At 73.0% G+C, this 24,661-nt stretch carries 20 protein-coding genes; 10 read left to right on the top strand and 10 right to left on the bottom strand.

All coding sequences use genetic code 11. The features are described 5' to 3' along the window. Positions 1–264 precede the first annotated feature (264 nt). The 3 genes from BKE41_RS09040 to BKE41_RS09030 all read right to left on the bottom strand — a co-directional run bounded on the left by BKE41_RS09040 (position 265) and on the right by BKE41_RS09030 (position 3,772). Positions 265–1,209, bottom strand: a complete 945-nt coding sequence (locus BKE41_RS09040; protein ID WP_012318519.1) for an alpha/beta hydrolase — start codon at positions 1,207–1,209, stop codon at positions 265–267. 90 nt (positions 1,210–1,299) lie between these two features. Beyond that, complete coding sequence (locus BKE41_RS09035; protein WP_024830483.1) at positions 1,300–2,433, bottom strand: hypothetical protein; 1,134 nt, start codon at positions 2,431–2,433, stop codon at positions 1,300–1,302. 94 nt (positions 2,434–2,527) lie between these two features. Continuing rightward, entirely contained in the window at positions 2,528–3,772 is a 1,245-nt protein-coding gene (locus tag BKE41_RS09030; RefSeq protein ID WP_012318517.1) for a histidine kinase dimerization/phosphoacceptor domain -containing protein, read from the bottom strand. A gap of 171 nt (positions 3,773–3,943) precedes the next feature. Between BKE41_RS09030 and BKE41_RS09025 the strand changes: the two genes are divergently transcribed. From BKE41_RS09025 to BKE41_RS09000, 6 genes are all read left to right on the top strand, one after another. Then, the gene (locus BKE41_RS09025) at positions 3,944–4,207 is read left to right on the top strand and encodes a hypothetical protein (protein ID WP_012318516.1); all 264 of its coding nucleotides are present in this window, start codon (positions 3,944–3,946) and stop codon (positions 4,205–4,207) included. A 78-nt stretch (positions 4,208–4,285) separates the two neighbouring features. After that, positions 4,286–4,516, top strand: coding sequence for a DUF2945 domain-containing protein (locus BKE41_RS09020; protein WP_053622099.1), 231 nt, complete (start codon positions 4,286–4,288; stop codon positions 4,514–4,516). 116 nt (positions 4,517–4,632) lie between these two features. Further along, a complete protein-coding gene (locus tag BKE41_RS09015; RefSeq protein ID WP_012318514.1) occupies positions 4,633–5,127 on the top strand; it encodes a (2Fe-2S)-binding protein in 495 nt (164 codons plus the stop codon). Beyond that, positions 5,124–6,167: a xanthine dehydrogenase family protein subunit M gene (locus tag BKE41_RS09010; RefSeq protein ID WP_012318513.1), complete on the top strand. Its 1,044-nt coding sequence runs from the start codon at positions 5,124–5,126 to the stop codon at positions 6,165–6,167. Before BKE41_RS09015 ends, BKE41_RS09010 begins: the two co-directional genes overlap by 4 nt. Positions 6,168–6,333: 166 nt before the next feature. Beyond that, positions 6,334–8,610, top strand: a complete 2,277-nt coding sequence (locus tag BKE41_RS09005; RefSeq protein ID WP_107088347.1) for a xanthine dehydrogenase family protein molybdopterin-binding subunit — start codon at positions 6,334–6,336, stop codon at positions 8,608–8,610. 145 nt (positions 8,611–8,755) lie between these two features. After that, entirely contained in the window at positions 8,756–9,691 is a 936-nt protein-coding gene (locus BKE41_RS09000; protein WP_024830487.1) for a dihydrodipicolinate synthase family protein, read from the top strand. Between the two features lie 82 nt (positions 9,692–9,773). Here the strand turns inward: BKE41_RS09000 and BKE41_RS08995 are convergent, their stop codons facing one another. Both BKE41_RS08995 and BKE41_RS08990 read right to left on the bottom strand, forming a co-directional pair. After that, positions 9,774–12,203 carry a membrane-bound PQQ-dependent dehydrogenase, glucose/quinate/shikimate family gene (locus BKE41_RS08995; protein WP_070999191.1) on the bottom strand — a complete coding sequence of 810 codons (2,430 nt, stop codon included), beginning with the start codon at positions 12,201–12,203 and terminating at the stop codon, positions 9,774–9,776. A 177-nt stretch (positions 12,204–12,380) separates the two neighbouring features. Continuing rightward, on the bottom strand, positions 12,381–13,652 hold the full coding sequence (locus BKE41_RS08990; RefSeq protein WP_070999189.1) for an efflux RND transporter periplasmic adaptor subunit: 1,272 nt from the start codon (positions 13,650–13,652) through the stop codon (positions 12,381–12,383). 204 nt (positions 13,653–13,856) lie between these two features. Here BKE41_RS08990 and BKE41_RS08985 point away from each other — a divergent pair, with 204 nt between their 5' ends. The 3 genes from BKE41_RS08985 (at position 13,857) to purD (ending at position 16,880) form a co-directional block, all read left to right on the top strand. Next, on the top strand, positions 13,857–15,083 hold the full coding sequence (locus BKE41_RS08985; RefSeq protein WP_024830489.1) for an oxalate decarboxylase family bicupin: 1,227 nt from the start codon (positions 13,857–13,859) through the stop codon (positions 15,081–15,083). Between the two features lie 86 nt (positions 15,084–15,169). Next, a complete protein-coding gene (locus BKE41_RS08980) occupies positions 15,170–15,496 on the top strand; it encodes a hypothetical protein (protein WP_063111672.1) in 327 nt (108 codons plus the stop codon). A gap of 109 nt (positions 15,497–15,605) precedes the next feature. Then, on the top strand, positions 15,606–16,880 hold the full coding sequence (purD, locus tag BKE41_RS08975; protein WP_012318506.1) for a phosphoribosylamine--glycine ligase: 1,275 nt from the start codon (positions 15,606–15,608) through the stop codon (positions 16,878–16,880). 122 nt (positions 16,881–17,002) lie between these two features. Here purD and ggt read toward each other — a convergent pair whose 3' ends face one another. Together ggt and BKE41_RS08965 are read right to left on the bottom strand one after the other, a co-directional pair. Then, entirely contained in the window at positions 17,003–18,772 is a 1,770-nt protein-coding gene (ggt, locus tag BKE41_RS08970) for a gamma-glutamyltransferase (RefSeq protein ID WP_070999187.1), read from the bottom strand. Positions 18,773–18,992: 220 nt separating this feature from the next. Continuing rightward, positions 18,993–20,003 carry a 1-aminocyclopropane-1-carboxylate deaminase gene (locus tag BKE41_RS08965; RefSeq protein ID WP_012318504.1) on the bottom strand — a complete coding sequence of 337 codons (1,011 nt, stop codon included), beginning with the start codon at positions 20,001–20,003 and terminating at the stop codon, positions 18,993–18,995. A 251-nt stretch (positions 20,004–20,254) separates the two neighbouring features. Here BKE41_RS08965 and BKE41_RS08960 point away from each other — a divergent pair, with 251 nt between their 5' ends. Beyond that, a complete protein-coding gene (locus BKE41_RS08960) occupies positions 20,255–20,719 on the top strand; it encodes an Lrp/AsnC ligand binding domain-containing protein (RefSeq protein WP_041372296.1) in 465 nt (154 codons plus the stop codon). A 6-nt stretch (positions 20,720–20,725) separates the two neighbouring features. Here the strand turns inward: BKE41_RS08960 and BKE41_RS08955 are convergent, their stop codons facing one another. The 3 genes from BKE41_RS08955 to BKE41_RS08945 all read right to left on the bottom strand — a co-directional run bounded on the left by BKE41_RS08955 (position 20,726) and on the right by BKE41_RS08945 (position 24,239). Further along, a complete protein-coding gene (locus tag BKE41_RS08955; RefSeq protein WP_012318502.1) occupies positions 20,726–22,069 on the bottom strand; it encodes a replication-associated recombination protein A in 1,344 nt (447 codons plus the stop codon). An 87-nt stretch (positions 22,070–22,156) separates the two neighbouring features. Next, positions 22,157–23,614: a Do family serine endopeptidase gene (locus BKE41_RS08950; RefSeq protein ID WP_070999185.1), complete on the bottom strand. Its 1,458-nt coding sequence runs from the start codon at positions 23,612–23,614 to the stop codon at positions 22,157–22,159. 133 nt (positions 23,615–23,747) lie between these two features. After that, positions 23,748–24,239, bottom strand: coding sequence for a MucR family transcriptional regulator (locus BKE41_RS08945; RefSeq protein ID WP_070999184.1), 492 nt, complete (start codon positions 24,237–24,239; stop codon positions 23,748–23,750). Between the last annotated feature and the right edge of the window lie 422 nt (positions 24,240–24,661).

The raw sequence follows: 24,661 nt of genomic DNA, 5'->3' as shown, positions 1-24,661 counted from the left end.
ACGTCCGGCCGATCGCCGCGGCGCTGACCCGGCTCGCCCGGCGTCGCTCGCGGCGGCGGCTGGAGCGGCGGTCCGGCTCTCCGGGCGTGACCGCCCGCGACCCCGGCGGCGGCGATCTCCGGCGCGCCCGCGCGGGTCCCGTCCGCGCGGGCGAGGGCCCCTGCGCGCCGGCCCGGGGCTCACCGGCCCCCTGCCCTGCCTGACGGCTCCCGCGCCGGATGAGCGACCCGACAGGGTCGCCGCAGGCAGCCGGTGCGCGCCGCGTCAGCGCATCACCGACACGCTGGTCAGCCAGAGCCGGCAGAGCCTCGGCCAGAGGGCGACCGGCGCCTCCGACCGGCCGATCCCGAAACCGTGGCCGCCGACCGCGAAGCGGTGGTACTCGACCGGCACGCCCGCCGCGCGGCAGGCCGCGTCCAGGATGCGGCTGTGCTCCGGGCTGATGACCGGGTCGTCGTCCGCCTGCACGAGGAACAGCGTCGGGCAGCCGGACCGGATATGGGTCTGGAGCGACCAGTCCCGGCTCGCCTCCGGGCTCGGGGCCTCGCCGACCAGGGAGCGCCGGGTGGTCGTGCGGTCGTGGGGCGGCTCCAGGCTCACCACGGGGTAGATCAGCGTCGCGAAATCGGGCCGCGCCGACAGGTCGTCGGCCGCGTCCACGGGTTCGTAGGCCCGGAACGCGGAGCGCGCGGCGATCAGGCCGCCGAGGTGGCCGCCGGCGGAGAAGCCGAGCACGCCGACGCGGGCCGGGTCGATCCGGAAGCGCCCGGAAGCGGCGCGGATCAGGCGCAGGGCCCGCTGCCCGTCCTGGAGCGGCGCCAGGGGGCCCGCCGCCCAGCCCTCGCCCGGCAGGCGGTAGGTGAGCACGAAGGCCGTGATGCCCTGCGCGGCGAGCCAGAGCGCGGCGGGGAGCGCCTCCTTGACTATCCCGATCCGCGCGTAGCCGCCGCCGCCGGCGACGAGGACCGCCACGCCGGTCGGCGTCTCCGGGGCGTACACCTCCAGGACCGGCACGGCGACGTTCTTCACGGCGCCGCTGTCGTCGCGGACCGGCGGACCCTGCGGACCGCCGCCGCCCGGCGGCTGCCCCGGCCAGAGCGGGATCCGCTCCGGCGCCCCGACGGCGTCGGCGCCCCGCGTCGACAGGAGCGCCGACCCCGCGGCCAGGGTGAGGAGCAGAGAGCGGCGGTCGGGCACGGAACCGGGCATGGGCTCCCTCGCGACGGGCGCTGTCCCGTGCGGCCCGGTAGGCAAGACCGCCGTGCCGGATCGGTTCCCGGTCGGGTGCCGGTCCGGGGTCTACAGGACCCGCGGCAGCAGCCGGCCGAGGAGATCCCGGCCAGGGAACCGGGCCGGCGGCATCCGCAGCTCCGGCGCCGGCTCATCGCCGGGGATCGGCCCCTCGGCGAAGCGGGCCCCGGCGGACCAGAACCCGTCCCGCCGCGTGCCGATCATGCCGAGCCCGACGGGCTCCCGCGCCGCGTCGGGGCGCAGCCGTCCCGCCGCCCAGACGCGCTGCCAGCACCGGCGCCGCGACAGGTCGGCGTCCCGCCAGCCGAGCCGCGCGTAGCCGGCCGCCGCGAAGACCCGGTCCCCGGCGAAGTCCTCCGGGATCCACACCCAGCTCGAGAACACGTGGACCGTGTCGGCGCGGAAGCCGGCCGGATCCACCGCCCGCGTGTAGGCGCTCAAGGCCGTCGCCCGGTGCCGGCCGACATGCCGGCGCAGGCGTCCCGGCAGCGCCAGCGCCTCCGGGAAGGCGGCGGCGTCGAGGCGGGTCGGCGCCGCGCCGCGCTCCAGCGCGTAGGCGCTGTCCACGAGGTGCATCCAGGGTTCGAGATCGACCTCCCAGGCCTGCTCCACCGGCGCGAACCGGCGGACCTGTCCCGCGATCAGCCGGTCGGCGACGCGCCGGGCCGGTTCGGGAACCCAGTCCGGTCCGGCCTCGGTCACGCGCAGCAGCGTCGAGGGCCCGTGCGCCCGGACCGCCTCGACCAGGCGGGCGAAGTCGGCCTCGGTCTCGTCGCGGCCGACCTTGCGCACCAGGATCTTCGAGCCGTCCGCGAGTTCGTCGAGCAGCTTGCGCTTGAGATGGGCCAGCCGGCCGTATTCCCGCTCCAGCAGCACCTCCGGCTCGATCGAGCCGGCCGGGTGCCCGGTATTCGCCCAGATGTTGTAGGCGACGCTGTGGCAGTAATAGGTGCCGCCGGAACTCACGGAGAGCCGCAGGTCGCCCGGCACGCCGAAATCCGCGAAGCCGCAGCGCAGGCCGCGGATCAGGTCCTCCATGGGCGTGTAGGAGAAGCGCAGCAGGCCGGAGGGCTCGACCCCGCCGTAGCGCTGCACGAACCCGAACTCGCAATTGTCGCCGAGGCTCCGAAAGGCGTGGAGCCGTTCGGCGAGGAGCGCCGCCGTCGTCCTGTCTCCGGTCACTGCATCCGCTCTGTCTCGCCGAACCCGTCGCGCCCAGATCGCGGCGGGGCAGGGCCTCTGTCCAGTCCCCGCCCGGTCGGGGAGCACGCCGCGCTCAGCCGGCCGGGGGCATCTCCAGGGGCACCTCCAGGCGGAAGCAGGTGCCCTTCTCCCGGGCCGGAATCGTCAGGCTGCCGCCGAGCTGGCGCGTGAGGCTGCCGACCACCCGCATCCCGAGGCTCCTCGAGTTACGCCCGATCTCAAATCCCGCCGGCAGGCCGATCCCGTCGTCGGCCACCTCGACCACGAGCCCCTCGGGCCGGCGCTCGGCGCGGACCCGGATCTCGCCGCCTGCCGGGTGCGTCTCGGGGGGGTAGGCGTATTTGAGCGCGTTGGTGACGAGTTCGTTGACCAGCAGGCCGATGGGGATCGCCCGATCGGCCGAGATCCGCTGCGGGCAGGCCGCGCAGGCGAGCCGCTGGCCCGGCACGCCGCTGGCGAGGTTGGCCACGAGCTTCTCGAGGAAGGGCGCGAGGTCGAGCTCGCCCGGCACCCCCTCCCCCTCCCCCTCCGCCTTGTCACCCTGCCGCCAGAGCTGGTCGTGGACGCCCGCGATCGCCTCGACGCGGCTGCGCGCGTCCGCCAGGGCCGTCTGCACGGCCGGGTCCTCGGCGGCCCGGGCCTGCAGGGCGAGGAGGCTCGCCACGATGGCGAGGCTGTTCTTGACCCGGTGGCTCATCTCGCGGGCGAGCAGGTCCTGCCGGGCGAGGGCGGCCCGCAGCAGGCTCTCGGTCCGCTGGCGCTCGATGGCGCCCCCGAGCAGGTTGGCGAAGCCCTGCATGAAGGCGATGTCGGCCTCCGCGAACATGCCCTCGCGGGTGTCGTCCACCTCCAGCACCCCGAAGGCGCCGTCCCGGTTCTCGATCAGCACGTTGATCGCCCGGCGAATGCCGTGCTCGGCCATGAGCTGCGGCGTGCGGAACCGGGTCTCGTCGGCGAGGTGGTTGGAGATCACCGGCCGGCCGGTCTTGAGGGCGAAGCCCGCGGGGGAGGCGAGGTCCGCCCCGATCCGGGCCTTCCCGATCACGTCGGGTCCCCAGCCGACGCCGGCCCGGACCAGCAGGGTGTCGGCGCCGCGCTGATATTCCAGGGCCTTGCAGAACTCCGCGCCCATGCCCTGCGCGCACAGTTCCGCGGCCCGCTGCAGCAGGTGATCGACATCGGTGCCGCGCAGAGCCTCGACGCCGAACTCGGACAGGATCGCCTGCTGGCGCAGGCGATAGTCGAGATCGGGCGGCGCGGGCGCGGGGCGCGTCTCGGGGCTCGGTTCCACTTCGGTCTGATCGGTGTGCTGGGTCATGGAGAGCGGCAGATTAGCAGCAAGCCGGGCCCGGCGCGAAGCGGCGCCGCTCCGGCGGGCGCGCCTGTCGTCGCACCTGTCGCCGCGCGTGTCGTCGCACCCTGGCGTCCGTCCGGACCCCTCAGGCCCGTACGGCGTTCGTCCGACGAACCCGACGCGAGGAGCGCACGCATGGCCGACGACCTGAACGGACTCTCCGACAAGGCCCTCTCGATCTTCGCCTTCGCGGCCTACCACCGCCTCGTCAGCGGCGAGAGGGTCACCTCGGTGATCCGCCGGGACGGCGCCGGCCACGAGGCCGACCCGGAGGGCGTGGAGGAACTGGAGGCGCGCGGCCTCGTCACCGCCGGCGAGACCGACATCGACCTCGGTGAGACCGCGCAGGCGGCGGTCGAGACGATGGTCGCGGCCCTGCGCCGGGAGGTCGGGCGCTGAGTGCGGCATCCCGGCCGTGGAGAGCCGGGAACGCACCCGCTCCCGGCGCCTTGTCCCGCAGCCACGACGGAGGATCGGATGACTGCCAAGGCCAAGGTGAAGACCGGCGACGACGTCACCTACAAATGGGGCAAGGGCACCGTCTCGGGCGAGGTGACCAAGGTCCACACCCAGGACGTCGAGAAGACCATCAAGGGCAACACGGTGAAGCGCGAGGCTTCGAAGGCGAAGCCGGCGGTGGAGATCAAGACCGCCAAGGGCAAGACGGCGCTGAAATCCGCCTCGGAGGTCACGGTCAAGTCAGCGTGAACGCGCAACCTTCGCGTGCTGTGATCTTGCGCACATCGCTTTCTGCATAAGGTCTCGCCGAGGGCGCGGCGGCGGCTATCTGTAACGGTTCCAGCCTCAAAAGCCGGGACCCCCGCATGACCATTCCCCTCAGGCTCACCCTGAACGGGCAGCCGCGCGAGATCGCCCTCGACGATCCGCGCGTCACCCTCCTCGATCTCCTGCGCGAGCGCCTCGGCCTGACGGGCGCCAAGAAGGGCTGCGACCGCGGCCAGTGCGGCGCCTGCACGGTCCTGGTGAACGGGCGGCGCATCAACAGCTGCCTGACCCTCGCCGCGAGCCTCGACGGCGCCGAGATCCTGACCATCGAGGGGCTCGCCGAGGGCGACCGGCTGCACCCGGTCCAGGCGGCCTTCATCGCCCATGACGGCTTCCAGTGCGGCTTCTGCACCCCCGGCCAGATCATGAGCGCGGTCGGCCTGATCCGCGAGGGTCATGCCGGCACCGATCCGGAGCGCATCCGCGAGGGCATGAGCGGCAATCTCTGCCGCTGCGGCGCCTACGCGGGCATCCTGGACGCCGTGCAGGACGCGGCGGCCCGGACCTCGGAGCAGCGGGAGGACGCGGCGTGAGGACCTTCGACTACATCCGCCCCGCGAGCGTGCCCGAGGCCGTGGCGGCCGGCCAGCTTCCGGGCACGGCCTACCTCGCCGCCGGCACCAACCTCGTCGACCTGATGAAGGGCGGCGTCGCCACGCCGGAGCGGGTCGTCGACATCACCCGCCTCCCCGGCCTCTCGGCCATCGAGCGGCTGCCGGACGGCACCGCCCGGGTCGGCGCCCTGGTGCGCAACAGCGACCTCGCCCACGATTCGGCCTTCGCCGAGGCCTACCCGATGGTGGCCGAGGCCCTGCTGGCCGGCGCCTCGGCGCAGCTGCGCAACGCCGCCACGGTCGGCGGCAACCTGATGCAGCGCACCCGCTGCCAGTTCTTCACCGACGCGGTCTCGCCCTGCAACAAGCGCGCGCCCGGCTCCGGCTGCGCGGCCCTGGGGCACGCCACCCGCATCCACGCGGTCCAGGGCTGGAGCGAGCACTGCATCGCCACCCACCCGTCCGACTTCTGCGTGCCGCTCGCCGCCCTCGACGCGGTGGTGGAGATCACCGGGCCGGACGGCGCCCGGGAGGTGCCGCTCACCGCGTTCCACCACCTCCCCGGCGACCACCCGGAGCGGGAGACCGACCTGCGGCCCGGCGAGCTGATCACCGCCCTGCGCCTGCCCCCGGAGGCGGCGTCCTTCCGGGGCAACGCCCGCTACCTCAAGGTCCGCGACCGCACCTCCTACGCCTTCGCGGTCGTCTCGGCGGCGGCCGCCCTCACCCTGGAGGCCGGCGGCCGGATCGGGCAGGCCCGGCTCGCCCTGGGCGGGCTGGCGCTCAAGCCCTGGCGGGTGGCGGAGGCCGAGGCGGCGCTCGCCGGACAGGCACCCTCCGCCGAGGCCTTCGCGAAGGCCGCCGACGCGGCGCTGTCCGGCGCCAGGCCCACCGGCGAAGCCAACGCCTTCAAGATCGAGCTCGCCCGCCGGGTGGCGATCCGCGCGCTGACCCAGGCCGCCGCGGGCACGCCCGCCCGGATCCCGGCGCTCCCCGCCTCCCCGTTCGGCATCGTCTGACCCCGCCCCCGGTCGGCGGCTCGGCGCCGTCATCGCGGGCGGAGCGAGCCGGGCGGCGCCACGATGCCCGACGTCGCGCTGCCCTGGGTCACTTCGCTCCGCTCGCGATGACGGAGCGGGTCGCCGCAACCGAAGGCTTCAACCGGACCCCTTTGAGGAGACCCGCATGACCGCGACCTCCAAGCCATCGAACATGCCCGCCTCGAACCTCCCCGCCGGCGCGATCCGCCACGGCTCCAGCATCGGCCAGCCGCTGACCCGGCGCGACGGCCCCCTCAAGGTGACGGGCCAGGCCCGCTTCTCCGCCGACAACCTGCCTCCCGGCACCCTCCACGCGGCGCTCTGCGTCGCCCGGATCGCCCGCGGCCGCGTCACCGGCCTCGACGTGGCCGCCGCCGAGGCGCATCCCGGCGTCGTGGCGGTGATGCGGCCGGGGCACGCCCCGGCGCTCGCCAAGGACCCGGACGCCAAGGACGGGCCGTTCACGTTCCGCCTCGACCTCCTGCAGAACGACCGCGTCCGCTACGCCAACCAGCCCATCGCCGTGGTGATCGCCGAGACCCTGGAGGCGGCCACCGAGGGCGCCCGGCTGCTCGCCCCGACCTACGCGGCCGAGACGCCGCGGATCGGGCTCGATGCCGGCGCGGCCTTCACGCCGGATTCGGTCGGCGTCGGCGCCCCGCCCGTCGAGACGGACGGCGACGTCGAGGCCGGGCTCGCGGCCGCGTCCAAGACGATCGCCGCGACCTACGAGACGCCGGCCCAGTACCACAACGCCATGGAGCCCCACGCGGCGGTGGCGAGCTGGGACGGGAACCGGCTGACGCTCTTCATGCCGACCCAGGCGCTCGCCATGTCGCAGGCCCGGCTCGCCGGGCTCTTCGGCATCAGCCCCGACGACATCCACATCGAGAGCCCCTATCTCGGCGGCGGCTTCGGCTCGAAGGGCGTCCCCGCCGGGCCGCAGGTGCTCGCCTGCATGGCGGCGAAGCTCGTCGGCAGGCCGGTGAAGCTCGTCCCGACCCGCACGCAGATGTACGGCCCGATGGGCCATCGCGGGCCGACCCGGCAGACCCTCCGGCTCGGCGCCGACGCGTCCGGCAAGCTGACGGCCCTCGACCATCACATCCGCACCGCCTCGTCGAGCTTCGACGACTTCTTCGAGCCGGCGGGCCGGGCGACCAGCACCCTCTACGCGAGCCCCGCCATCGCCATCCGGCACGAGGCCGTGCGCCTCGACACCGGCACGCCGCTGTTCATGCGCGCGCCCGGCGAGGCCACCGGCAGCGTCGCCCTGGAGAGCGCGCTGGACGAGATGGCCCACGAACTCGGCATGGACCCGCTGGAGTTCCGCCTCGCCAACTACGCCGAGGTCGAGCCGATCACCGGCAAGCCGTTCTCCTCCAAGGCCCTGCGGGACTGCTACCGGCGCGGCGCCGAGGCGTTCGGCTGGGCCGGGCGCCCGCTCCGGCCCCGCCAGACCCGCGACCGGGACGGGTTCCTGGTCGGCACCGGCATGGGCACCGCCACCTTCCCGGCGCTGATCTTCGAGGGCATGGCCCGGGCCGAGATCCGCGCCGACGGCACCGGCACGGTGGAGCTCGGGGCGATCGACATGGGCCAGGGCTCGTGGACGGCGCTGGCCCAGATCGCCGCCGACGGGCTCGGGATCGGGATGGACGCCCTCACCTTCCGGATGGGCTCGTCCGACCTGCCGAATGCCGGCATCGCGGGCGGCTCGGGCCACACCGCCACCGCGGGCGGCGCGGTCCACGCGGCGGCCGGCGACGTGATCCGGCAGCTGGCGGAGCTCGCCACCAACGATCCCGCCTCCCCGCTCTACGGCGCCGGCAACGCCGGCGTGACCGCCGCGGACGGGCGTCTGACCCGGCGCGACGACCCGGGTCGGAGCGAGTCCTTCACCGACATCCTCAGGCGGGCCGGCCGGTCGAGGATCGAGGGCCAGGGCAAGGCCGGCGCCGACCCGGCGGCGCAGGCCTCCTACGCCATGCACGCCCACGGCGCGGTCTTCGCCGAGGTGAAGGTCGATCCCGATCTCGGCCAGATCCGCGTGAGCCGCCTCGTCGGCGCCTTCGCGGCCGGACGGGTGATCAACCCGCGCCTCGTCCGGAGCCAGTATTACGGCGGGATGATCTGGGGCCTGTCCTTCGCCCTGCATGAGCGGGCCGAGATGGACCCGCGCACCGGCCGGTTCCTCAACGACAACCTCGCCGAGTACCACGTGCCGGTGAACGCCGATGTGCCCGCCATGGAGGCGATCCTGGTCCACGAGGACGACGCGGTGGTGAACAACCTCGGCGTGAAGGGGGTCGGCGAGATCGGCATCACCGGCACGGTGGGCGCCATCGCCAACGCGGTCTGGCATGCCACCGGCGTGCGGGTCCGCGAGATGCCGATCACCCTCGACAAGCTGCTGGGATGACCGAGCGGGTCGGTCGCGCGCCGAACGCGGTCCGATCCCGTCCAGCGCCCGATCCCGTCCCGGGCGCGTCGCGTCGCCCGGGATTTTTTAGTATGGGGCATGCCACCCGGCGGCCGGCGGCCGCCGCAGCAGCGCGGAGACCGGCATGCCTCTCACCAGCGACATCGGCGGCGTCGTCCCGATCGCGCCGACGCCGTTCCATCCGGACGGCCGGATCGACGAGGTCTCCCTCGACCGGATGACCGACTTCTTCGGGGCGGCCGGCGTCGACGGCCTGACGATCCTCGGCCAGCTCGGCGAGGCCGGCAAGCTCGACCACGCGGAGGGGATCGCGGTGGCGCGGCGCGTCCTCGGGCGCACCCGGCTGCCGGTGATCGTCGGCGTCACGGCGCCGGGCTTCGCGGCCATGCGGGCGCTCGCCCGGGAGGTGATGGAGCTGGGCGCGGCCGGCGTGATGATCGCGCCGCCCAACACGCTCCGCACCGACGACCAGGTGGTCGGCTATTTTCGGAATGCCGCCGAGGCCGTGGGCCCGGACGTGCCCTTCGTGCTTCAGGACTATCCCCTCACCTTCTCGGTCCAGATGACCCCCGGGGTGATCCGCCGGATCGTGTCCGAGAACCCCTCCTGCGTGATGCTCAAGCACGAGGACTGGCCGGGCCTGGAGAAGATCTCCACGCTGCGCGGCTTCGAGGCGGACGGCTCGATGCGCCACATCTCCATCCTCGTGGGCAATGGCGGCCTGTTCCTCGACTTCGAGACCGAGCGCGGCGCCGACGGGGCCAATACCGGCTACGCCTTCCCGGAGATGCTGGTCGACGTGGTCCGCCTCGGCCGGGCGGGGCAGCGCGACGCTGCCCACGACCTGTTCGACGCCCACCTCCCCTATCTCCGCTACGAGCAGCAGCAGGGCCCGCTGGGGCTCGCGGTGCGCAAATACGTGTTCATGCGCCGGGGGATCTTCGCGTCCGACGCGCAGCGCAAGCCGTCGCAGGCGCTGACCGCGCAGGCGAAGGCCGAGGTCGAGTACCTGCTGGCCCGCCTCGCCCGCATCGACGCGCGGGCCCGGCTCGCGGCCTAGACCGCCGCCCCGGCCGGAAGGGCCGGGGCCTCGCCGAAGCCGCCGCAGCGCCCGCTTCGGCGGCCGGCCGGCGCGCGACGGCTCACTCGAGCCTGAAGGCGATGACCGAGTCGCCCAGCGTGGTGCCGAGGGCGCCGTGCCCGCCCGCCGCGATCACCACGTACTGCCGGCCGTCGCGGCCGCGATAGGTCATCGGCGTGGCCTGGCCGCCGGCCGGCAACGTCGTGGACCACAGGACCTCACCGGTCCGCATGTCGTAGCCGCGCATGCGGTCGTCGAGCGTGGCGGCCGTGAACGCGACGCCGCCCGCCGTGGTCAGGGTGCCGCCGTGGGCCAGCATGCCCATCTCCAGGGGGAGCGGGACCGCCAGGCCGCCGACCTTCTGCCCCGCGACCGTGCCGTTGCGGCGCTTCCAGGCGAGCGTGCCGTCGGCGAGATTCACGCCGACCCGCACGCCCCAGGGCGGCGCGCTGCAGGGGATGCCGAGGGCGGAGCGCATGTGCGCGATGGAGACCGCGTAGGGGCCGCCGAGATTCTCGTTGACCGGGCTCGCCTCGGGATCGGCGCCGACGAGGCGCCGTTCCGGCTCGCCCGGCGGGCGCGGGAGCAGGCGGTAGATGTAGGGCAGGTATTGCGGCGTCGCGATCATCCAGTGATGGACCGGATCGACCGCTACCGACCCCCAGTTGAACACCCCGATATTGCCGGGCCAGACGATCGCGCCCTCCGACGCCTGGGGCGGTGTGAACGGGTTGCCGTCGTAGCGGTTCGACCGGAAGGCGAGGCGGCACTGAATCTGGTCGAAGGGCGTGACGCCCCACATGCCGGCCTCCGTCAGCGGCGCCGGCGTGAAGCGGAGGGACGACATCGGCTGGACCGGGGACGGCGTCTCCCCCGGGATGTCGGTCCGGGTCGAGACCGGGACCTCGGAGACCGGCCGGATCGGGGCGCCGGTGCGGCGGTCGAGGACCCAGACGTTGCCGACCTTGGTGGGGATCAGGATCGCCGGCACCGTCCCCTCGCCCTGCGGCAGGGTGAGGAGGACCGGCTGGGACGGGTTATCGCGGTCCCAGAGGTCGTGATACGTGGTCCGGAACGCCCAGCGCAGCGTGCCCGTCTCCAGATCCAGCGCCGCCAGGGCGTCGATGAGGGCCTCGTCGGCCCTCGACCGGGCCACGCCCACCTGATCGGGCGCCCGGTTGCCGAACGGCACGTAGACGAGCCCCAGGGCCTCGTCGGCCGAGAACTGCGTCCAGGCCACCGCCGAGTTGGGCTCGTACTTGTCGCCGGGCCGCAGCGGCGCGGTCGCGTCGGGCTTGCCGGCGTCGAACTTCCAGACGATCGCGCCGGTGCGCACGTCGAAGGCGCGGATCACGCCCGAGGGGTTGTCCGCGTAGTAGTTGTCGGCGATGGCGCTGCCGAGGACGATGAGGTCCCGGGTCACCAGCGGTGCCGAGGTCTGCTGATAGGCGGCGCGCCGGAGGTTCGGCATCTGCGCCTTCAGATCGACGAACCCGTCCGCCCCGAAGGTCCTGCACGGGGCGCCGGTCTCGGCGTTCAGCGCGTAGAGGCGCGCGTCCACCGAGGCCGCGATGATCCGGCGCGGACATTCGGCGACCGCGGCCACGACGGCGGCGGCCCTGTCCGCATCGGCCTCGGCGGGCGGCGCGTAGCCGGTCGAGTCGTTGTAGGACACGCCGCGGCAGGTCTGGTGCTGGTACTGGCCGTCCCGCGCCATCTTCGGGTCGAAGGCCCAGACCAGCCGGCCGGTTTCGGGCTCCAGGGCCTGGACGATGTTGTGCGGCGTGCAGAGGTAGAGCAGCCCGTTAACCTTGATGGGCGTGGCCTCGAAGGTGAATTCCTTCGGATCCGCCCGGCTGTCGCCGCGCAGGTCGCCCGTATGGTGCTCCCAGGCCACGGCGAGGCCCCGGACATTGGCGGTGCTGATGTCCCTGAGCGCCGAGTAGCGCTGGCCGAGATTGCTGCCGCCGTAGGCGACCCAATCGTCCGCCGGATAGGGAACGCCGCTCGGATCGACGGCGGCGGGCCTCGCCCCCGCGACCTTCGGCAGGCTGCCCCGCGTCTCGACCGGGTCGAAGAACCAGGACGCGGCACCCGAGGCCGCGATCAGCAGCACGACGACCCGGAGGGCGAGCGGACCGTTCCCGAGGCCAGGCTTCCAGGGCCGCTCCGGCGCGTCGCGCAGGCGCCGCACCACGGGGGGCAGGCAGAGCACGAGTCCGACGAGGAGGAGCAGGGCCCCGCGCGGGATCCATTGCCACTTGTCGAGCCCGACCTCGCCGACCGTCCAGGCGAAGGCCGCGGCCAGCACCAGCGCGTAGATCCCGAGGCCGCGCTGCCGCCGCCGGGCCAGCTCGACGCCGGAGGCCAGCACGCCCACGCCCAGGGCGACGTAGAACCAGGTCCCCCCCGCGAGGGCCAGTGTCAGCCCGAGGATCGCCAGGGCGAGCCCAAGCAGCGCGATCGACAGCGCTATCGTTCCGAGTGCCACGGCGGTGAGATCCGCTTCCTGAGCCGGCCGGTCACGGCGGCGCCGGGGTCTGACCCCGCGTCGGCCGCCGCGTGCCCGGCGCTTATCGCCGCCGGAGCTGTCCCAGGGCTGGACACGGCGGCCGGACGGCGGGCGCCCGTCCCGTGCCGCGCGTACGGCCGCCGCCCACAGCGCGGCTCACGCCCCGGCCCGGTCCTCCGGACGCAGGGTGACCCTGTCGCCGTCGCGCAGCGAGGCCGGCGGGCCCACGACGACGCGCTCGCCGCCGCTCAGGCCGTCGCGCAGTTCCAGCAGCGTGCGGGTCTGCCGGAAGATCGTGACCGGGCGCATCCGCACCACGCCGCCCCCCTCCCCGGCCGCCTCGACCACGGCCACGCGGGTCCCGTGCTGGTCGAAGATCAGGGCGTCGTTCGGCACCGTCACGGCGGGCGAGACGCGCGGGATCTCCAGCGTGATGGTGATGTAGAGCCCCGGCCGCAGCGCGCCGTCGGGATTGGGGATGTCGACCTGCGTGACCAGCGTGCGCGCGGCCGAGAGCAGCGTCGTCGACGAGCGCGAGACCGTGCCGGGGAAGATCCGGCCCGGGATCTGCGCCACCTCGACCTTGGCGGCCAGCCCGTCGCGGACGCCGTCGGCGGCGTAGAGCGGCACGTTCACCGCCATGCGCAGCACGTCGTCGCGGTTCAGCGTGAGGAGCGGCGCCCCCGTATTGGTGTCCGCCGTGACCGCGTCGCCGACGTCGTTGTTGCGGGCCGTCACCACCCCGTCGAAGGGCGCGCGGATCTCCTCGAACCCGGTCAGGACCTTGAGCCGGGCGACCTGCGCCTCCTGGGCGGCGATGTTCGCCTCCGCGACCTTCACGGCGGCCCTGGCGGCGTCGACGTTGGCGGTCTGCGCCAGCACCCCGGCCTGGGACGTGTCGGCGTTCTGCCGGGTCTCGACCCCGGTGCCGGCCAGTGTCGAGGTCCGCCGGTTGGTGACGTCGGCGAGGTGGCGGTTGGCCTCGGCCTGGTCCACCATCGCCCGCGCCTGGATCAGCGCCGCCTGGAGCTGCAGCACCTGCGACTGGGCCTGGACCAGCTGCTGGTCGAGGTCGGGCGCGCTGATCCGGAACAGCAGGTCGCCCGCCTTCACGTGCGAGCCGATATCGACCTTGCGCTCGACGATGTAGCCGGTCGCCCGCGGGTAGAGGTTCGCGATGTCGAACGCCTGGGTGGTGCCCGTCTGGGTCAGGCTCAGGGTGTCGGAGGCCCGGGCCGCGGCGGCGACCCGCACGGTCGGCGGCTTCGCCTCGGCGGCGGCGGGCGGACTCGCCGCGCGGGACGCTTCCGGCCACAGGCGGTATCCGAGGGCACCGAGGCCCGCCAGCACCAGCAGGGCGAGCCACCGGCGGCCGCCGCGGGCGGGCGGGACGGTTCCGTCCGCGGCTGAACTGTCCCGGTCCGCCATCCTGCCCTCGGGTCGCGCCGCGCCTGAACCGCCGCATCGGCGCCCGGTCGGGACGCGTCCGGTGCCGTATCCAATGCGCCGTACGCAATGCATAGACCGCGCGCGGTCTCCGGGCGAGATGCCGCAGCGCACAGTGCGGCCCGTCCGCGGATCCTCCGAGCACGCGACCGGTTTCCCTGCCACTGACGCAGGGACCGATCCACGATGACCGAGATCTCCAGGCGCGCCGTCATCGCAGCCGCCGGCGGCGCGATGGCGGCATCCTCCGCCGCGGCGCAATCCGCCGGGCCCTCCGCGCCCCGTCCCGAGCGCGGCGGCAAGGGGGCCGACATCCTGGGCCCGCAGAACAGGCCTCGCGCCGCCGAGGAGCCGTTCACCCTGGCGCCGCCCGCCACCGATCACGGCACGATGCCGAACCTGAAATGGTCCTTCGCGGACAGCCACATGCGGCTGGAGGAGGGCGGCTGGGCGCGCCAGACCACGATCCGCGAGCTGCCGGTCTCCAAGGCCATGGCGGGGGTCAACATGCGGCTCAAGGCCGGCGCGGTCCGCGAGATGCACTGGCACAAGGAATCCGAGTGGGCCTACATGATCAAGGGCAAGGCCCGGATCACCGCGGTCGACCAGGACGGGCGCACCTTCGCGGACGACGTCGGCGAGGGCGATCTCTGGTACTTCCCGGGCGGCATCCCGCACTCGATCCAGGGGCTCGCCGCCGACGGGGTCGACGGCTGCGAGTTCCTGCTCGTGTTCGACGACGGCGGCTTCTCGGAGGATTCCACCTTCCTGCTGACCGACTGGCTGGCGCACACGCCGACGGACGTGCTCGCCAAGAACTTCGGCCTGCCCGAGGCCGCCTTCGCCGAGGTTCCGCAGAAGGAACTCTACATCTTCCCCGGTCCCAAGCCGGGACCGCTCGCGGCCGACAAGATGGGCGGCTCCGGGCCGGTGCCGAAGACTTTCAGCCACCGGATGCTGGCGCAGGAGCCGGTCCGCACCCGGGGCGGCAGCGTGCGCGTCACCGATTCCACGGTGTTCCCGGCCTCCGTGACGATCGCGGCGGCGCTGGTCGAGGTCGAGCCCGGAGGGCTGCGCGAGCTGCACTGGCACCCGAACAGCGACGAGTGGCAGTACTACCTCTCCGGCCAGGGCCGGATGACGGTGTTCGGCTCGGAATCGAAGGCCCGCACCTTCGACTACCGGGCCGGCGACGTCGGCTACGTGCCCTTCGCCATGGGGCACTATATCGAGAATACCGGCGACACGACCCTGACCTTCCTGGAGATGTTCAAGAGCCCGCGCTACGCCGACATCTCCCTGACGCAGTGGCTGGCCCTCACACCGCACCCCCTGGTCCAGGCCCATACCGGTCTGGATCCCAAGCTCGTCGAGGCCCTGCCGGAGACGAAATCCCCCGTCGTGCCGGGTTGACGCGCCCGGGAACCCGGACCGATCCTGGCGCGTCGACTTCGGACAAGCGTTTCCGAAGACCGCTCGAATCTCGCACGGAGGGACCCATGCGCGCCGCGTCCCGCGCGCTCCTCGTCCTGGCGCTCGCCCTCCCGGCGAGCTCCGCCCGGGCGCAGGTGCAGCAGAACGACCCGAACGCCGCCAACGCCTCGTTTGCCCTGCAGGGCCAGATCCGGTCGCTCAACCAGCAGCGGGTCTCGGACTTCAACACGCTGAACCAGACGATCCAGCGCAACGTCCAGGCCGACTCCTTCGGGCCCTACCTGCCCTATCGGGGCGTCCGCGGGGACGTGTACCGGGGCCGCCATATCGGCCGCAACGGGGTCGTGCGGCGGGGGGGCGGCCTCAGCACGAGCGTCTGCATCGGCTGCTGACATCGGCCTCCGAGCCGCCGGGATATCCGCGCAGAGCGGGGAAAGCCCGAAAAAAACCTTTTCCCGCGGGCACGCTTCCCCCAGAAGCTGGGCCCATGGTGGCGTGCGCATGAACATCCTGCTGATCGGCTCCGGCGGCCGCGAGCACGCCCTGGCCTGGCGACTGGCCCAGAGCCCGCTCTGCACCCGCCTGTTCACGGCGCCGGGCAATCCCGGCACGGCCCGCCACGGGACCAACCGACCGGACCTCAAGGTCACGGACCACGCGGCCGTGGCCGCCTTCTGCGCGGCGGAGTCGATCGGCCTCGTGGTGGTCGGGCCCGAGGCGCCCCTCGTCGCCGGCCTGGTGGACGACCTGAAGGCCGCCGGGATCCGCGCCTTCGGGCCGACCCGCGACGCCGCGCGGCTCGAGGGCTCGAAGGGCTTCACCAAGGATCTCTGCGCCGCCTGCAACATCCCCACCGCCGCCTTCGCGCGCTTCACCGAACTGGAGCCGGCGCTGGCCTATGTCCGCCAGCAGGGGGCCCCGATCGTCGTGAAGGCCGACGGCCTCGCCGCCGGCAAGGGCGTCACCGTGGCCGAAACCGTCGACCAGGCCGAGGACGCGCTGACCGCCCTCTTCGCCGAGCCCGGCGCCGAGGTGGTGGTCGAGGAGTGCCTGTTCGGCGAGGAGGCGAGCTTCTTCGCCCTGTGCGACGGCACGCGGGCGATCCCCCTCGGCACCGCCCAGGACCACAAGCGGGTCTTCGACGGCGACCGCGGTCCCAATACCGGCGGCATGGGCGCCTATTCCCCGGCCCGGGTGGTCACCCCGGAGATCGAGGCCCGGGTCATGGCCGAGATCATCGCGCCGACGCTCGCCGGCATGCGGGCCCGCGGCTGCCCGTTCACCGGCATCCTGTACGCCGGCCTGATGCTCACCGCCGACGGCCCCAAGCTGATCGAGTACAACACCCGCTTCGGCGACCCCGAGGCGCAGGTGCTGATGCCGCGCCTCGCCTCCGACCTCGTGCCGGCCCTGCTCTCGGCCTGCGACGGCGACCTGTCCGGCGTGGGCCTGGAATTCGATCCCCACCGGGCGGCCCTCACCGTGGTGATGGCGGCGGCCGGCTACCCGGGCGCCGTGGTCCGGGGCTCGGTGATCCGGGGCGTCGACGCCGCCGAGGGCGACGGGGTCCACGTGTTCCAGGCCGGCACCCGCGCGGAGGACGGGCAGCTGCTCGCCGACGGCGGCCGGGTCCTGGCGGTGACGGCCCTCGGCGACAGCGTCACCGACGCCAAGGCCCGCGCCTACGCGGCGGTGGCCCGGATCGACTGGCCGGAGGGTTTCTGCCGGCGCGACATCGGGTTCCGCGCCGTGGCGCGGGAGGCGGGAGAGGGCTGAGCGGCGCCCGTGTTCGACGCCGCGGCGGGCCGTGCGCCCCCTGCCCCGGACGCCCGGGTCGCCGCGGAGGCTGATCCGGGACCCGAGCCCGCGCGGTGCCGCGCAGCCTCCGGGACCCTCCCCTACTCCCCCACAGCCGCGCCGGCCGGCCGGCGGTTGTCGTTGGCGCCGTAGAGCAGGCCCGGCCGCATCCGCTCCGTGCGCGAGGCGTCGTTGCCCGACGACGCGGCCTCCGGCAGGGCGGGCGCCGCGGCGCGGACCGCGATGAGTTCCTGTGCGCCCCAGGGCTTCTGCTCGACGATCGTGTGGCCCATGCCCCGCAGGAGGCCCTGCGTGTCCGCCGAGAGCGCGAAGGGCTCGGCGTAGATCGTGTCGGGCAGCCACTGGTGGTGGATGCGCGGGGCGTCCACCGCCTCCTGCGGCTCCATGCCGAAGTCGAGCATGTTGATCAGCGTCTGCGCGTTGATCGTGATGATCCGCGAGCCCCCCGGCGAGCCCGCCACCAGCGCGACCCTGCCGTCGCGCAGCACGATCGTGGGCGCCATGGACGAGAGCGGGCGCTTGCCCGGCTGGATCGCGTTCTTCGTCCCCTGCACGAGGCCGAACAGGTTCGGCACCCCGGTCTTGACCGTGAAGTCGTCCATCTCGTCGTTGAGGAAGAACCCGGTGTCGCCGGCGATCACCCCGGCGCCGAAATAGCCGTTGATCGTGTAGGTCAGCGCGACCGCGTTGCCGGCCCTGTCCATCACCGAGATGTGGGTGGTCTCGGGCCGTTCCCGCGTCTCCGGGCCGGGATCCGGCCGGATCTCCGCCGACGGGGTCGCCCGGTCCGGGCGGATCGAGGCCCGGAGCGTCTCCGCGTAGGCCGGCGACAGCAGCCGGTCGACCGGGTTCTCCACGAAGGCCGGGTCGCCGAGCAGCAGGTTGCGGTCCGCGTAGGCGCGCCGCATCGCCTCGACCATCAGGTGCACGGTCCGGGCCGAGTTGAACCCGGCGGCCCGCAGGTCGTAGCCGTCGAGGACGGTGAGGATCTCGCAGAGCGTGGTCCCGCCCGACGAGGGCGGGGGCGCCGACAGGATCGTCGCGCCCCGGTAGCGGCAGGTGAGCGGCTCGGACTGCGTCACCGTGTAGGCGGCGAAGTCGGACGCCGTCAGCAGGCCGCCGCCCGCCCGGGAGGCCGCCTCCACGGCGGCCGGGATCGCGCCCCTGTAGAACGCGTCCGCGCCGCGGTCGGCGATGGCCTGGAGGGTGCGGGCGAGGTCGGCCTGGACCAGCCGGTCCCCGGGCCGCCAGGGGCTGCCGTCCGGGCGCAGGAAGATCCGGGCGACGTTCGCTTGGCCCGCGAACACCTTCGTGCCGGATTCGAGGATGTCGGTATCGCCCCGGGTCAGCACGAACCCGTCCCGGGCGAGCGCGATCGCCGGCGCCATCACCTGGGCCAGCGGCAGGGTCCCGTACGCGGCGAGCGCGGTGTTGAGGCCGAGCACCGTCCCGGGCACGCCGGCCGCCTTCCAGCCGCGCAGGCTCGCGCCCTGCACGACGGTGCCGGCGGCGTCGAGATACATGTCTCGGGTCGCGGCCGCCGGAGCCGTCTCGCGGAAGTTGATGAATCGGCTGCGCCCGTCGGCGCTGTGGAGCACCAGGAAGCCGCCGCCGCCGAGATTGCCGCAGCAGGGGTTCACCACCGCCTCGGCGTAGGCCACCGCCACCGCGGCGTCGACGGCGTTGCCGCCGGCCCTCAGGATGTCGGCGCCCACCTGCGAGGCGAGGCGCTGGGACGAGACCACCATCCCGTTCTCGGCCTCCACGGCCGGTCCCGAGGCGGCCCGCGCGGCGGGCGCGCCCAGGGCGAGCAGGGCCGTCAGGAGCAATGCGCGTGCCGGTGCGATCATCCTTGCCCTCTCCGGTTCGGGTCCCGCGCCGTTGCTGGCGCAGGCCGCCATATAGGGCAGGTGGGACGACGCGGGTGCCGGCCGACCGGTCCCACGCGCGACCCCGTCCTGAGGCGCCGGAGCGCAGGCCCCGAAGGAGGGCTCCTTCGGGGCGGCTTCTCCGCACCTCAGGACAGGGGCGGGTGGAAGGGACAGGCCGGGCAGGCCTTCCGATCCCGCCTCAGCCGTTGCGGAACGTGTAGCTGTAGCCGTTCAGCGCCGGCGCGCCGCCGAGATGGGCGTAGAGGACCTTCGAGCCCTTCGGGAAGAAGCCCTTTTTCACGAGGTCGATCATGCCCTGCATCGACTTCCCCTCGTAGACCGGGTCGGTGATCATCCCCTCGAGCCGGGCCGAGAGCCGGATCGCCTCCACGGTCTCCTTGGAGGGCACGCCGTAGACCGGGTAGGCGTAATCCTCGTTGAGCACCACGTCGTCGGCCACGATGTCGCCCGCGCCGACCAGGGCGGCGGTGTTCTGGGCGATGTCGAGGACCTGGGCCTTGGTCTGGGCCGGTGTGCAGGAGGCGTCGATGCCAATGACGTTGCGGGCGCGCCCGTCGGCCGAGAAGCCCACCAGCATGCCGGCATGGGTCGAGCCCGTCACCGTGCAGACCACCACGTAGTCGAAGCGCAGGCCCATCTCGGCCTCCTGCTTGCGGACCTCCTCCGCGAAGCCGACGTAGCCGAGCCCGCCGTACTTGTGCACGGAGGCGCCGGCCGGGATCGCGTAGGGCTTGCCGCCCTCGGCCTCGACCTCGGCGAGCGCCCGCTTCCACGAATCGCGGATGCCGATGTCGAACCCGTCATCGACGAGCTGCGTCTGCGCGCCCATGATCCGCGACAGGAGGATGTTGCCGACCCGGTCGTAGACCGCGTCCTCGTGCGGCACCCAGGCCTCCTGGATCAGCCGGCACTTCATCCCGATCTTGGCGGCGACCGCCGCGACCATGCGGGTGTGGTTCGACTGCACGCCGCCGATCGACACCAGCGTGTCGGCGCCGCTCGCGATGGCGTCCGGCACGATGTACTCGAGCTTGCGCAGCTTGTTGCCGCCGTAGGCGAGGCCGGAATTGCAATCCTCGCGCTTGGCGTAGAGTTCGACCTCCCCGCCGAGATGCGCGGTCAGGCGCTTGAGCGGCTCGATCGGCGTCGGGCCGAAGGTCAGGGGATAGCGCTCGAATTTGTCCAGCATCGGGTCTCTCCGGGTCTCGGGGCGCGGCCGGGGGCAGGAGCGGTCTCCGCCGGGCCCGGACGCGTCGAAGCGAGGCCTCGGGGACGGCCCGGCGCGAGGCCCGGCTCCGTCTTCGAGGCGCGGGGAAAACTACCCGATCCGCGATGAAAGGTGCTCTCGATCTTTCAGCTCAGACATCCCGCCACTTGCGTTGCTGGGCGCCTTAGCTGCAGAGAATTCCGGATTGAGCTGTGACCCTGAAAGAATCGTCCATGTCCGCAGGGCTCGACCGGATCGACCAGAAGATCCTCCGCCTCCTCCAGGCGGACGGGCGCATGGCCAATGCCGAGATCGCCGAGCGGGTCGGCACCAGCGCGGCCACCTGCCATCGCCGGATCCAGCGCCTGTTCGCGGACGGGTTCGTGCGGGCGGTCCGGGCGCTGATCGATCCGATGCGGGTCGGACGCGGCACCCTGGTCTTCGTCGGCGTCGTGCTCGACCGCTCGACCCCCGAGAGTTTCTCGGAATTCGAGGCGGCCGTGCGGGCGATTCCCGCGCTCCTCGACTGTCACCTCGTGGCCGGCGACTTCGACTACATGCTGAAGATCCGGGTCTCCGACATGGCCGACTTCAACCGCCTCCACAGCGCCACGCTGATCGGCCTGCCGGGGGTGCGCCAGACCCGGACCTTCTTCGTGATGAAGGAGGTGATCGACAACGCGCCCCTCGATCTGTGAGGCCGCCTACCCCTCCCCGCGCCGTTCCTTCCGCAACGCCTCCCAGCGGTCGAGCCGCTCGGCGATGCGGTTCTCGTAGCCCCGTTCGGTCGGCTGATAGAGGTGCTGGCGCCCCAGCGCGTCGGGCCAGTAATCCTGGCCCGAGAAGGCGTCGGGCTCGTCGTGGTCGTAGCGGTAGCCCTCGCCGTAGCCGATCCGCTTCATCAGCTTGGTCGGCGCGTTGAGGATGGTGCGCGGCGGCGGCAGGGAGCCCGCCTCCTTGGCGAGGCGCGTCGCGGCCTTGTAGGCGGTGTAGACGGCGTTCGATTTCGGCGCGCAGGCGAGGTAGATCGCCGCCTGGGCGAGGGCCAGCTCGCCCTCGGGGCTGCCGAGGAAGTCGAAGGCGTCCTTGGCGGCGTTGGCCACCACCAGCGCCTGCGGGTCGGCGAGCCCGATATCCTCCACCGCCATGCGCACCAGCCGGCGGGCGATGAACAGCCGGTCCTCGCCGGCATCGAGCATCCGGCAGAGATAGTAGAGCGCCGCGTCCGGGTCCGAGCCGCGGACGGTCTTGTGGAGCGCCGAGATCAGGTTGTAGTGGCCCTCCTGCGCCTTGTCGTAGATCGGCGCGCGCCGCTGCACGATCTCTTGAAGCGCCTCGGCGTCGAGGGTCTCGCCGGGTCGGGCCGAGCGCCAGACCTCCTCCGCCAGCGTCAGGGCCGCCCGACCGTCCCCGTCGGCCATGCGGACCAGCACGCCCCGGGCCTCCTCGGTGAGCGGCAGGGCCTGGCCCGTCAGCGCCTCGGCCCGGACCAGGAGCCGCGCGACGGCGCCCGGGTCGAGCGCCCGGAACAGCAGCACCCGGGCGCGGGACAGGAGCGCGGCGTTGAGCTCGAAGGACGGATTCTCCGTCGTCGCGCCCACCAGCGTGACGGTCCCGTCCTCCATCACCGGCAGGAAGGCGTCGAGCTGCGCCCGGTTGAACCGGTGGATCTCGTCGACGAACAGCAGGGTCCCCTGCCCGGTCGCCCGGCGCTTGCGGGCGGCCTCGAACACCTTCCGCAGGTCGGGCACGCCGGAGAAGATCGCCGAGATCTGCTCGAAATGCAGGTCCGTGCCCTGGGCGAGCAGCCGCGCCACCGTGGTCTTGCCGGTGCCGGGCGGTCCCCAGAAGATCAGCGAGCCGAGCGTCCGTCCCCGCAGCAGGCGCGTGAGCGCCCCGCCCTCCCCGGTCAGGTGTTCCTGGCCGACGACCTCGGCGAGGGTCTGCGGGCGCAGCCGGTCCGCCAGCGGGCGGGCGGCCTCGGCACCGGGGGCGCGGCCGGGATCCGGCGCGGGAGGCGGTTCCGCGGAGGCGAACAGGTCGGACATCCGCGCATCAACACCGGGCGCGGCCGGGGGCGCAAGCCGGGAGCCGGGGCTTGCCCACGGCCACGGACCTGGCGCCCCCGGACGGGATCAGCCGCCGAACACCGAGGTCAGGATCTCGCCGTTGCGGTTGATCGCGACCTCCCACGAATTGAGGCTGTTGCGGGTGACCCGGTCGAGATCCTTGGTGGTCGACATCGGCACGCCGTTGACCGCCACGATCACGTCGCCCTTCTGCAGCCCGACCCGGGCCGCGATGGAGTTCTCGTCCACCGCCTGCACGGCCACGCCCTCGGCCGGGAAGTCCACCTGCATCTCCTCGGCCACCGCCGGCGAGGTGTTGACGAGGGTCGCGCCGACGAACGGCGAGCGGGTCTTCACCTTGAGCACGTCCCGCGGGCGCGTCTCGGGAGCCGGGGCGAGCTTGACCGAGACCGTCTGCCGGGCCGTGCCGCGCAGGATCCCGAACCGGGTGTGGCCCTGCACGCCCTTCAGGGCGAAGCGGTAGCCGAAAGCCTCCGGGTCGGCCACCTCCTGGCCGTCGACCGTGAGGATCAGGTCGCCGCGCTTCAGGCCCGCCTCCTCGGCCGGGCTCTTGGGCTGGAGGCTCGCCACCAGCACGCCGGTCGGGTGGTCGAGACCCATGCTGTCGGCGATGTCGGGGGTCACGCTCTGGATCCGCGCCCCGAGCCAGGGCCGGCGCACCACGCTCGCCCCGTCGCGGGCGGCGTCGACCACCGCCTTGACCATGCCCACCGGGATCGCGAAGCCGATGCCGTGGCTGCCGCCCGATTGCGAGTAGATCGCGGTGTTGATGCCGACGAGCTGGCCGCGCAGGTCCACCAGCGCGCCGCCGGAATTGCCCGGGTTGATCGCCGCGTCGGTCTGGATGAAGTACTGATAGTCCGCCGAGCCGACCTGCGTGCGCGCCAGGGCCGAGACGATGCCCTGCGTCACCGTCTGGCCGACGCCGAACGGGTTGCCGATCGCCATCACGAAGTCGCCGACCTCCAGGGCGTCGGCATCGCCGAACGGCATCGGCACGAGGCCCTTCGGCGGCTCCTTGATCTTGAGCACCGCGAGGTCGGTGCGGGTGTCGCGCATCACGATCGTGGCCTCGAACTCGCGGCGATCCGCCAGGGCGATCCGGACCTCGTTCATGTTGTCGATGACGTGGTTGTTGGTGATCACGAGCCCGTCGGCATCGACCAGGACGCCCGAGCCCAGGGACCGCTGCGCCCGGTCACCCCGGGGACCGCGACCGCCCTCCGGCTCGCCGAAGAAGCGGCGCATGAACTCCTCCATGGCGCTGGTGCGCGCGCTGGAGCGCTTGTCCACGTGGGAGGCGTAGACGTTCACCACCGACGGCGCGGCCCGCTTCACCACGGGTGCGAAGGAGAGCTGCACGTCGGCCTTGCTGAGCGGCACGACCTTCGCGGTGCCGTCCTTCGCAGGCTCCCGGGTCTCCGTCCGCGCCATCTGCGCCGCGGCCGGGCTGGCGGCCAGCAGGGCTGCGACGAGGGCGGGCAGGGTGAGGCGGGTCAGCATGCAGGGCTCCGGCGTCTGGGCGGGCGCGCCGTCCAGGCCGAGAGAAGGCAGGCGCACCGTGCGGCCTCACGCTATCGGGGTCGATTGCGGCAGGTCGACGACACCTTCGCCGCAGGGGGGGGGGCGGTCGCCGTCAGACGGCTTCCTTGCTGCGCGCCCGCCGCTTCCCGGCGGGCTGCGGCGCGGGCTCGTTCTCGGGCGCGGCCGCCGCGGCCGCCGCGGCGGCGCGCGGCTGACCGAGGCCCAGGGAGCGGGCGAGCTGCGAGCGCTGCTCGGAATAGCTCTGGGCCGTCATCGGGTAGTCCGAGGCGAGGCCCCACTTGGCGCGGTAGGCCTCCGGGGTCAGGCCGCGCAGGGTGAGATGCCGGCGCAGCGTCTTGTAGGGCTTCCCGTCCTCGAACGAGATCAGGAAATCCGGATTGATCGAGCGCCGGATCTCCTGCGCCGTCGCCTTGGCGATCGGCTGGCTCTGGCCGGCGTCGCAGATCCCCCGGATCGCCGCGTGCACCTCGTTGAGGAGGCCGGGCAGATCCGCGCTCTGCACGTGATTGTGGCTCACATAGGCCGAGACGATCTCGGAGGCGAGCGTGACGAAGCGGAGAGAGCCGCCGTTCGACTGGGCCATGTCGTGTGCGTTGCCTTCTCGTGATGACGAAACTCGCCAGAACGCAAGCACTGCGTCGCGATTCGGACGCCTGATACAATCGCATCTGGAAGATGGGTCAAGTCTTAAATTCGGAATTGGGGTATACGGTCCCAAATAGCGTAAGAAGAGTGATCTTGATCGCTCAACCTCAAGGAGTAATGCCTGCCAGATTCTCGCTTGTGCGCAATCGATATTGCCAGATTGTCCTTACGATCGGGAAGGGTCCTCGCTCTACAGCCGAAGGTGCGATGCGGCGCAGGCTATAGAGCTTCCGAGTCCGTTTCTGCCCGTCGATTGTGCATTCGGAGGGCGTCGCCGGTCGATACCTCAAGGGCGAGAGGACAACCTCAGAGAGCCTGTCGGCGATCGGACCTGCGCGGCGAGCGACGGAGAATCTGGAA

Source organism: Methylobacterium sp. C1, from assembly GCF_001854385.1.
Lineage (GTDB): Bacteria > Pseudomonadota > Alphaproteobacteria > Rhizobiales > Beijerinckiaceae > Methylobacterium > Methylobacterium radiotolerans.
This window is presented reverse-complemented; position numbering and strand designations above follow the sequence as displayed.

Coding starts and splice junctions, on each gene's coding strand:
- BKE41_RS09040 (WP_012318519.1), bottom strand. CDS start 1,209: ATGCCCGGTTCCGTGCCCGACCGCCGCTCTCTGCTCCTCACCCTGGCC.
- BKE41_RS09030 (WP_012318517.1), bottom strand. CDS start 3,772: ATGACCCAGCACACCGATCAGACCGAAGTGGAACCGAGCCCCGAGACG.
- BKE41_RS09025 (WP_012318516.1), top strand. CDS start 3,944: ATGGCCGACGACCTGAACGGACTCTCCGACAAGGCCCTCTCGATCTTC.
- BKE41_RS09020 (WP_053622099.1), top strand. CDS start 4,286: ATGACTGCCAAGGCCAAGGTGAAGACCGGCGACGACGTCACCTACAAA.
- BKE41_RS09015 (WP_012318514.1), top strand. CDS start 4,633: ATGACCATTCCCCTCAGGCTCACCCTGAACGGGCAGCCGCGCGAGATC.
- BKE41_RS09005 (WP_107088347.1), top strand. CDS start 6,334: ATGACCGCGACCTCCAAGCCATCGAACATGCCCGCCTCGAACCTCCCC.
- BKE41_RS09000 (WP_024830487.1), top strand. CDS start 8,756: ATGCCTCTCACCAGCGACATCGGCGGCGTCGTCCCGATCGCGCCGACG.
- BKE41_RS08990 (WP_070999189.1), bottom strand. CDS start 13,652: ATGGCGGACCGGGACAGTTCAGCCGCGGACGGAACCGTCCCGCCCGCC.
- BKE41_RS08985 (WP_024830489.1), top strand. CDS start 13,857: ATGACCGAGATCTCCAGGCGCGCCGTCATCGCAGCCGCCGGCGGCGCG.
- BKE41_RS08980 (WP_063111672.1), top strand. CDS start 15,170: ATGCGCGCCGCGTCCCGCGCGCTCCTCGTCCTGGCGCTCGCCCTCCCG.
- purD (WP_012318506.1), top strand. CDS start 15,606: ATGAACATCCTGCTGATCGGCTCCGGCGGCCGCGAGCACGCCCTGGCC.
- ggt (WP_070999187.1), bottom strand. CDS start 18,772: ATGATCGCACCGGCACGCGCATTGCTCCTGACGGCCCTGCTCGCCCTG.
- BKE41_RS08965 (WP_012318504.1), bottom strand. CDS start 20,003: ATGCTGGACAAATTCGAGCGCTATCCCCTGACCTTCGGCCCGACGCCG.
- BKE41_RS08960 (WP_041372296.1), top strand. CDS start 20,255: ATGTCCGCAGGGCTCGACCGGATCGACCAGAAGATCCTCCGCCTCCTC.
- BKE41_RS08955 (WP_012318502.1), bottom strand. CDS start 22,069: ATGTCCGACCTGTTCGCCTCCGCGGAACCGCCTCCCGCGCCGGATCCC.
- BKE41_RS08950 (WP_070999185.1), bottom strand. CDS start 23,614: ATGCTGACCCGCCTCACCCTGCCCGCCCTCGTCGCAGCCCTGCTGGCC.
- BKE41_RS08945 (WP_070999184.1), bottom strand. CDS start 24,239: ATGGCCCAGTCGAACGGCGGCTCTCTCCGCTTCGTCACGCTCGCCTCC.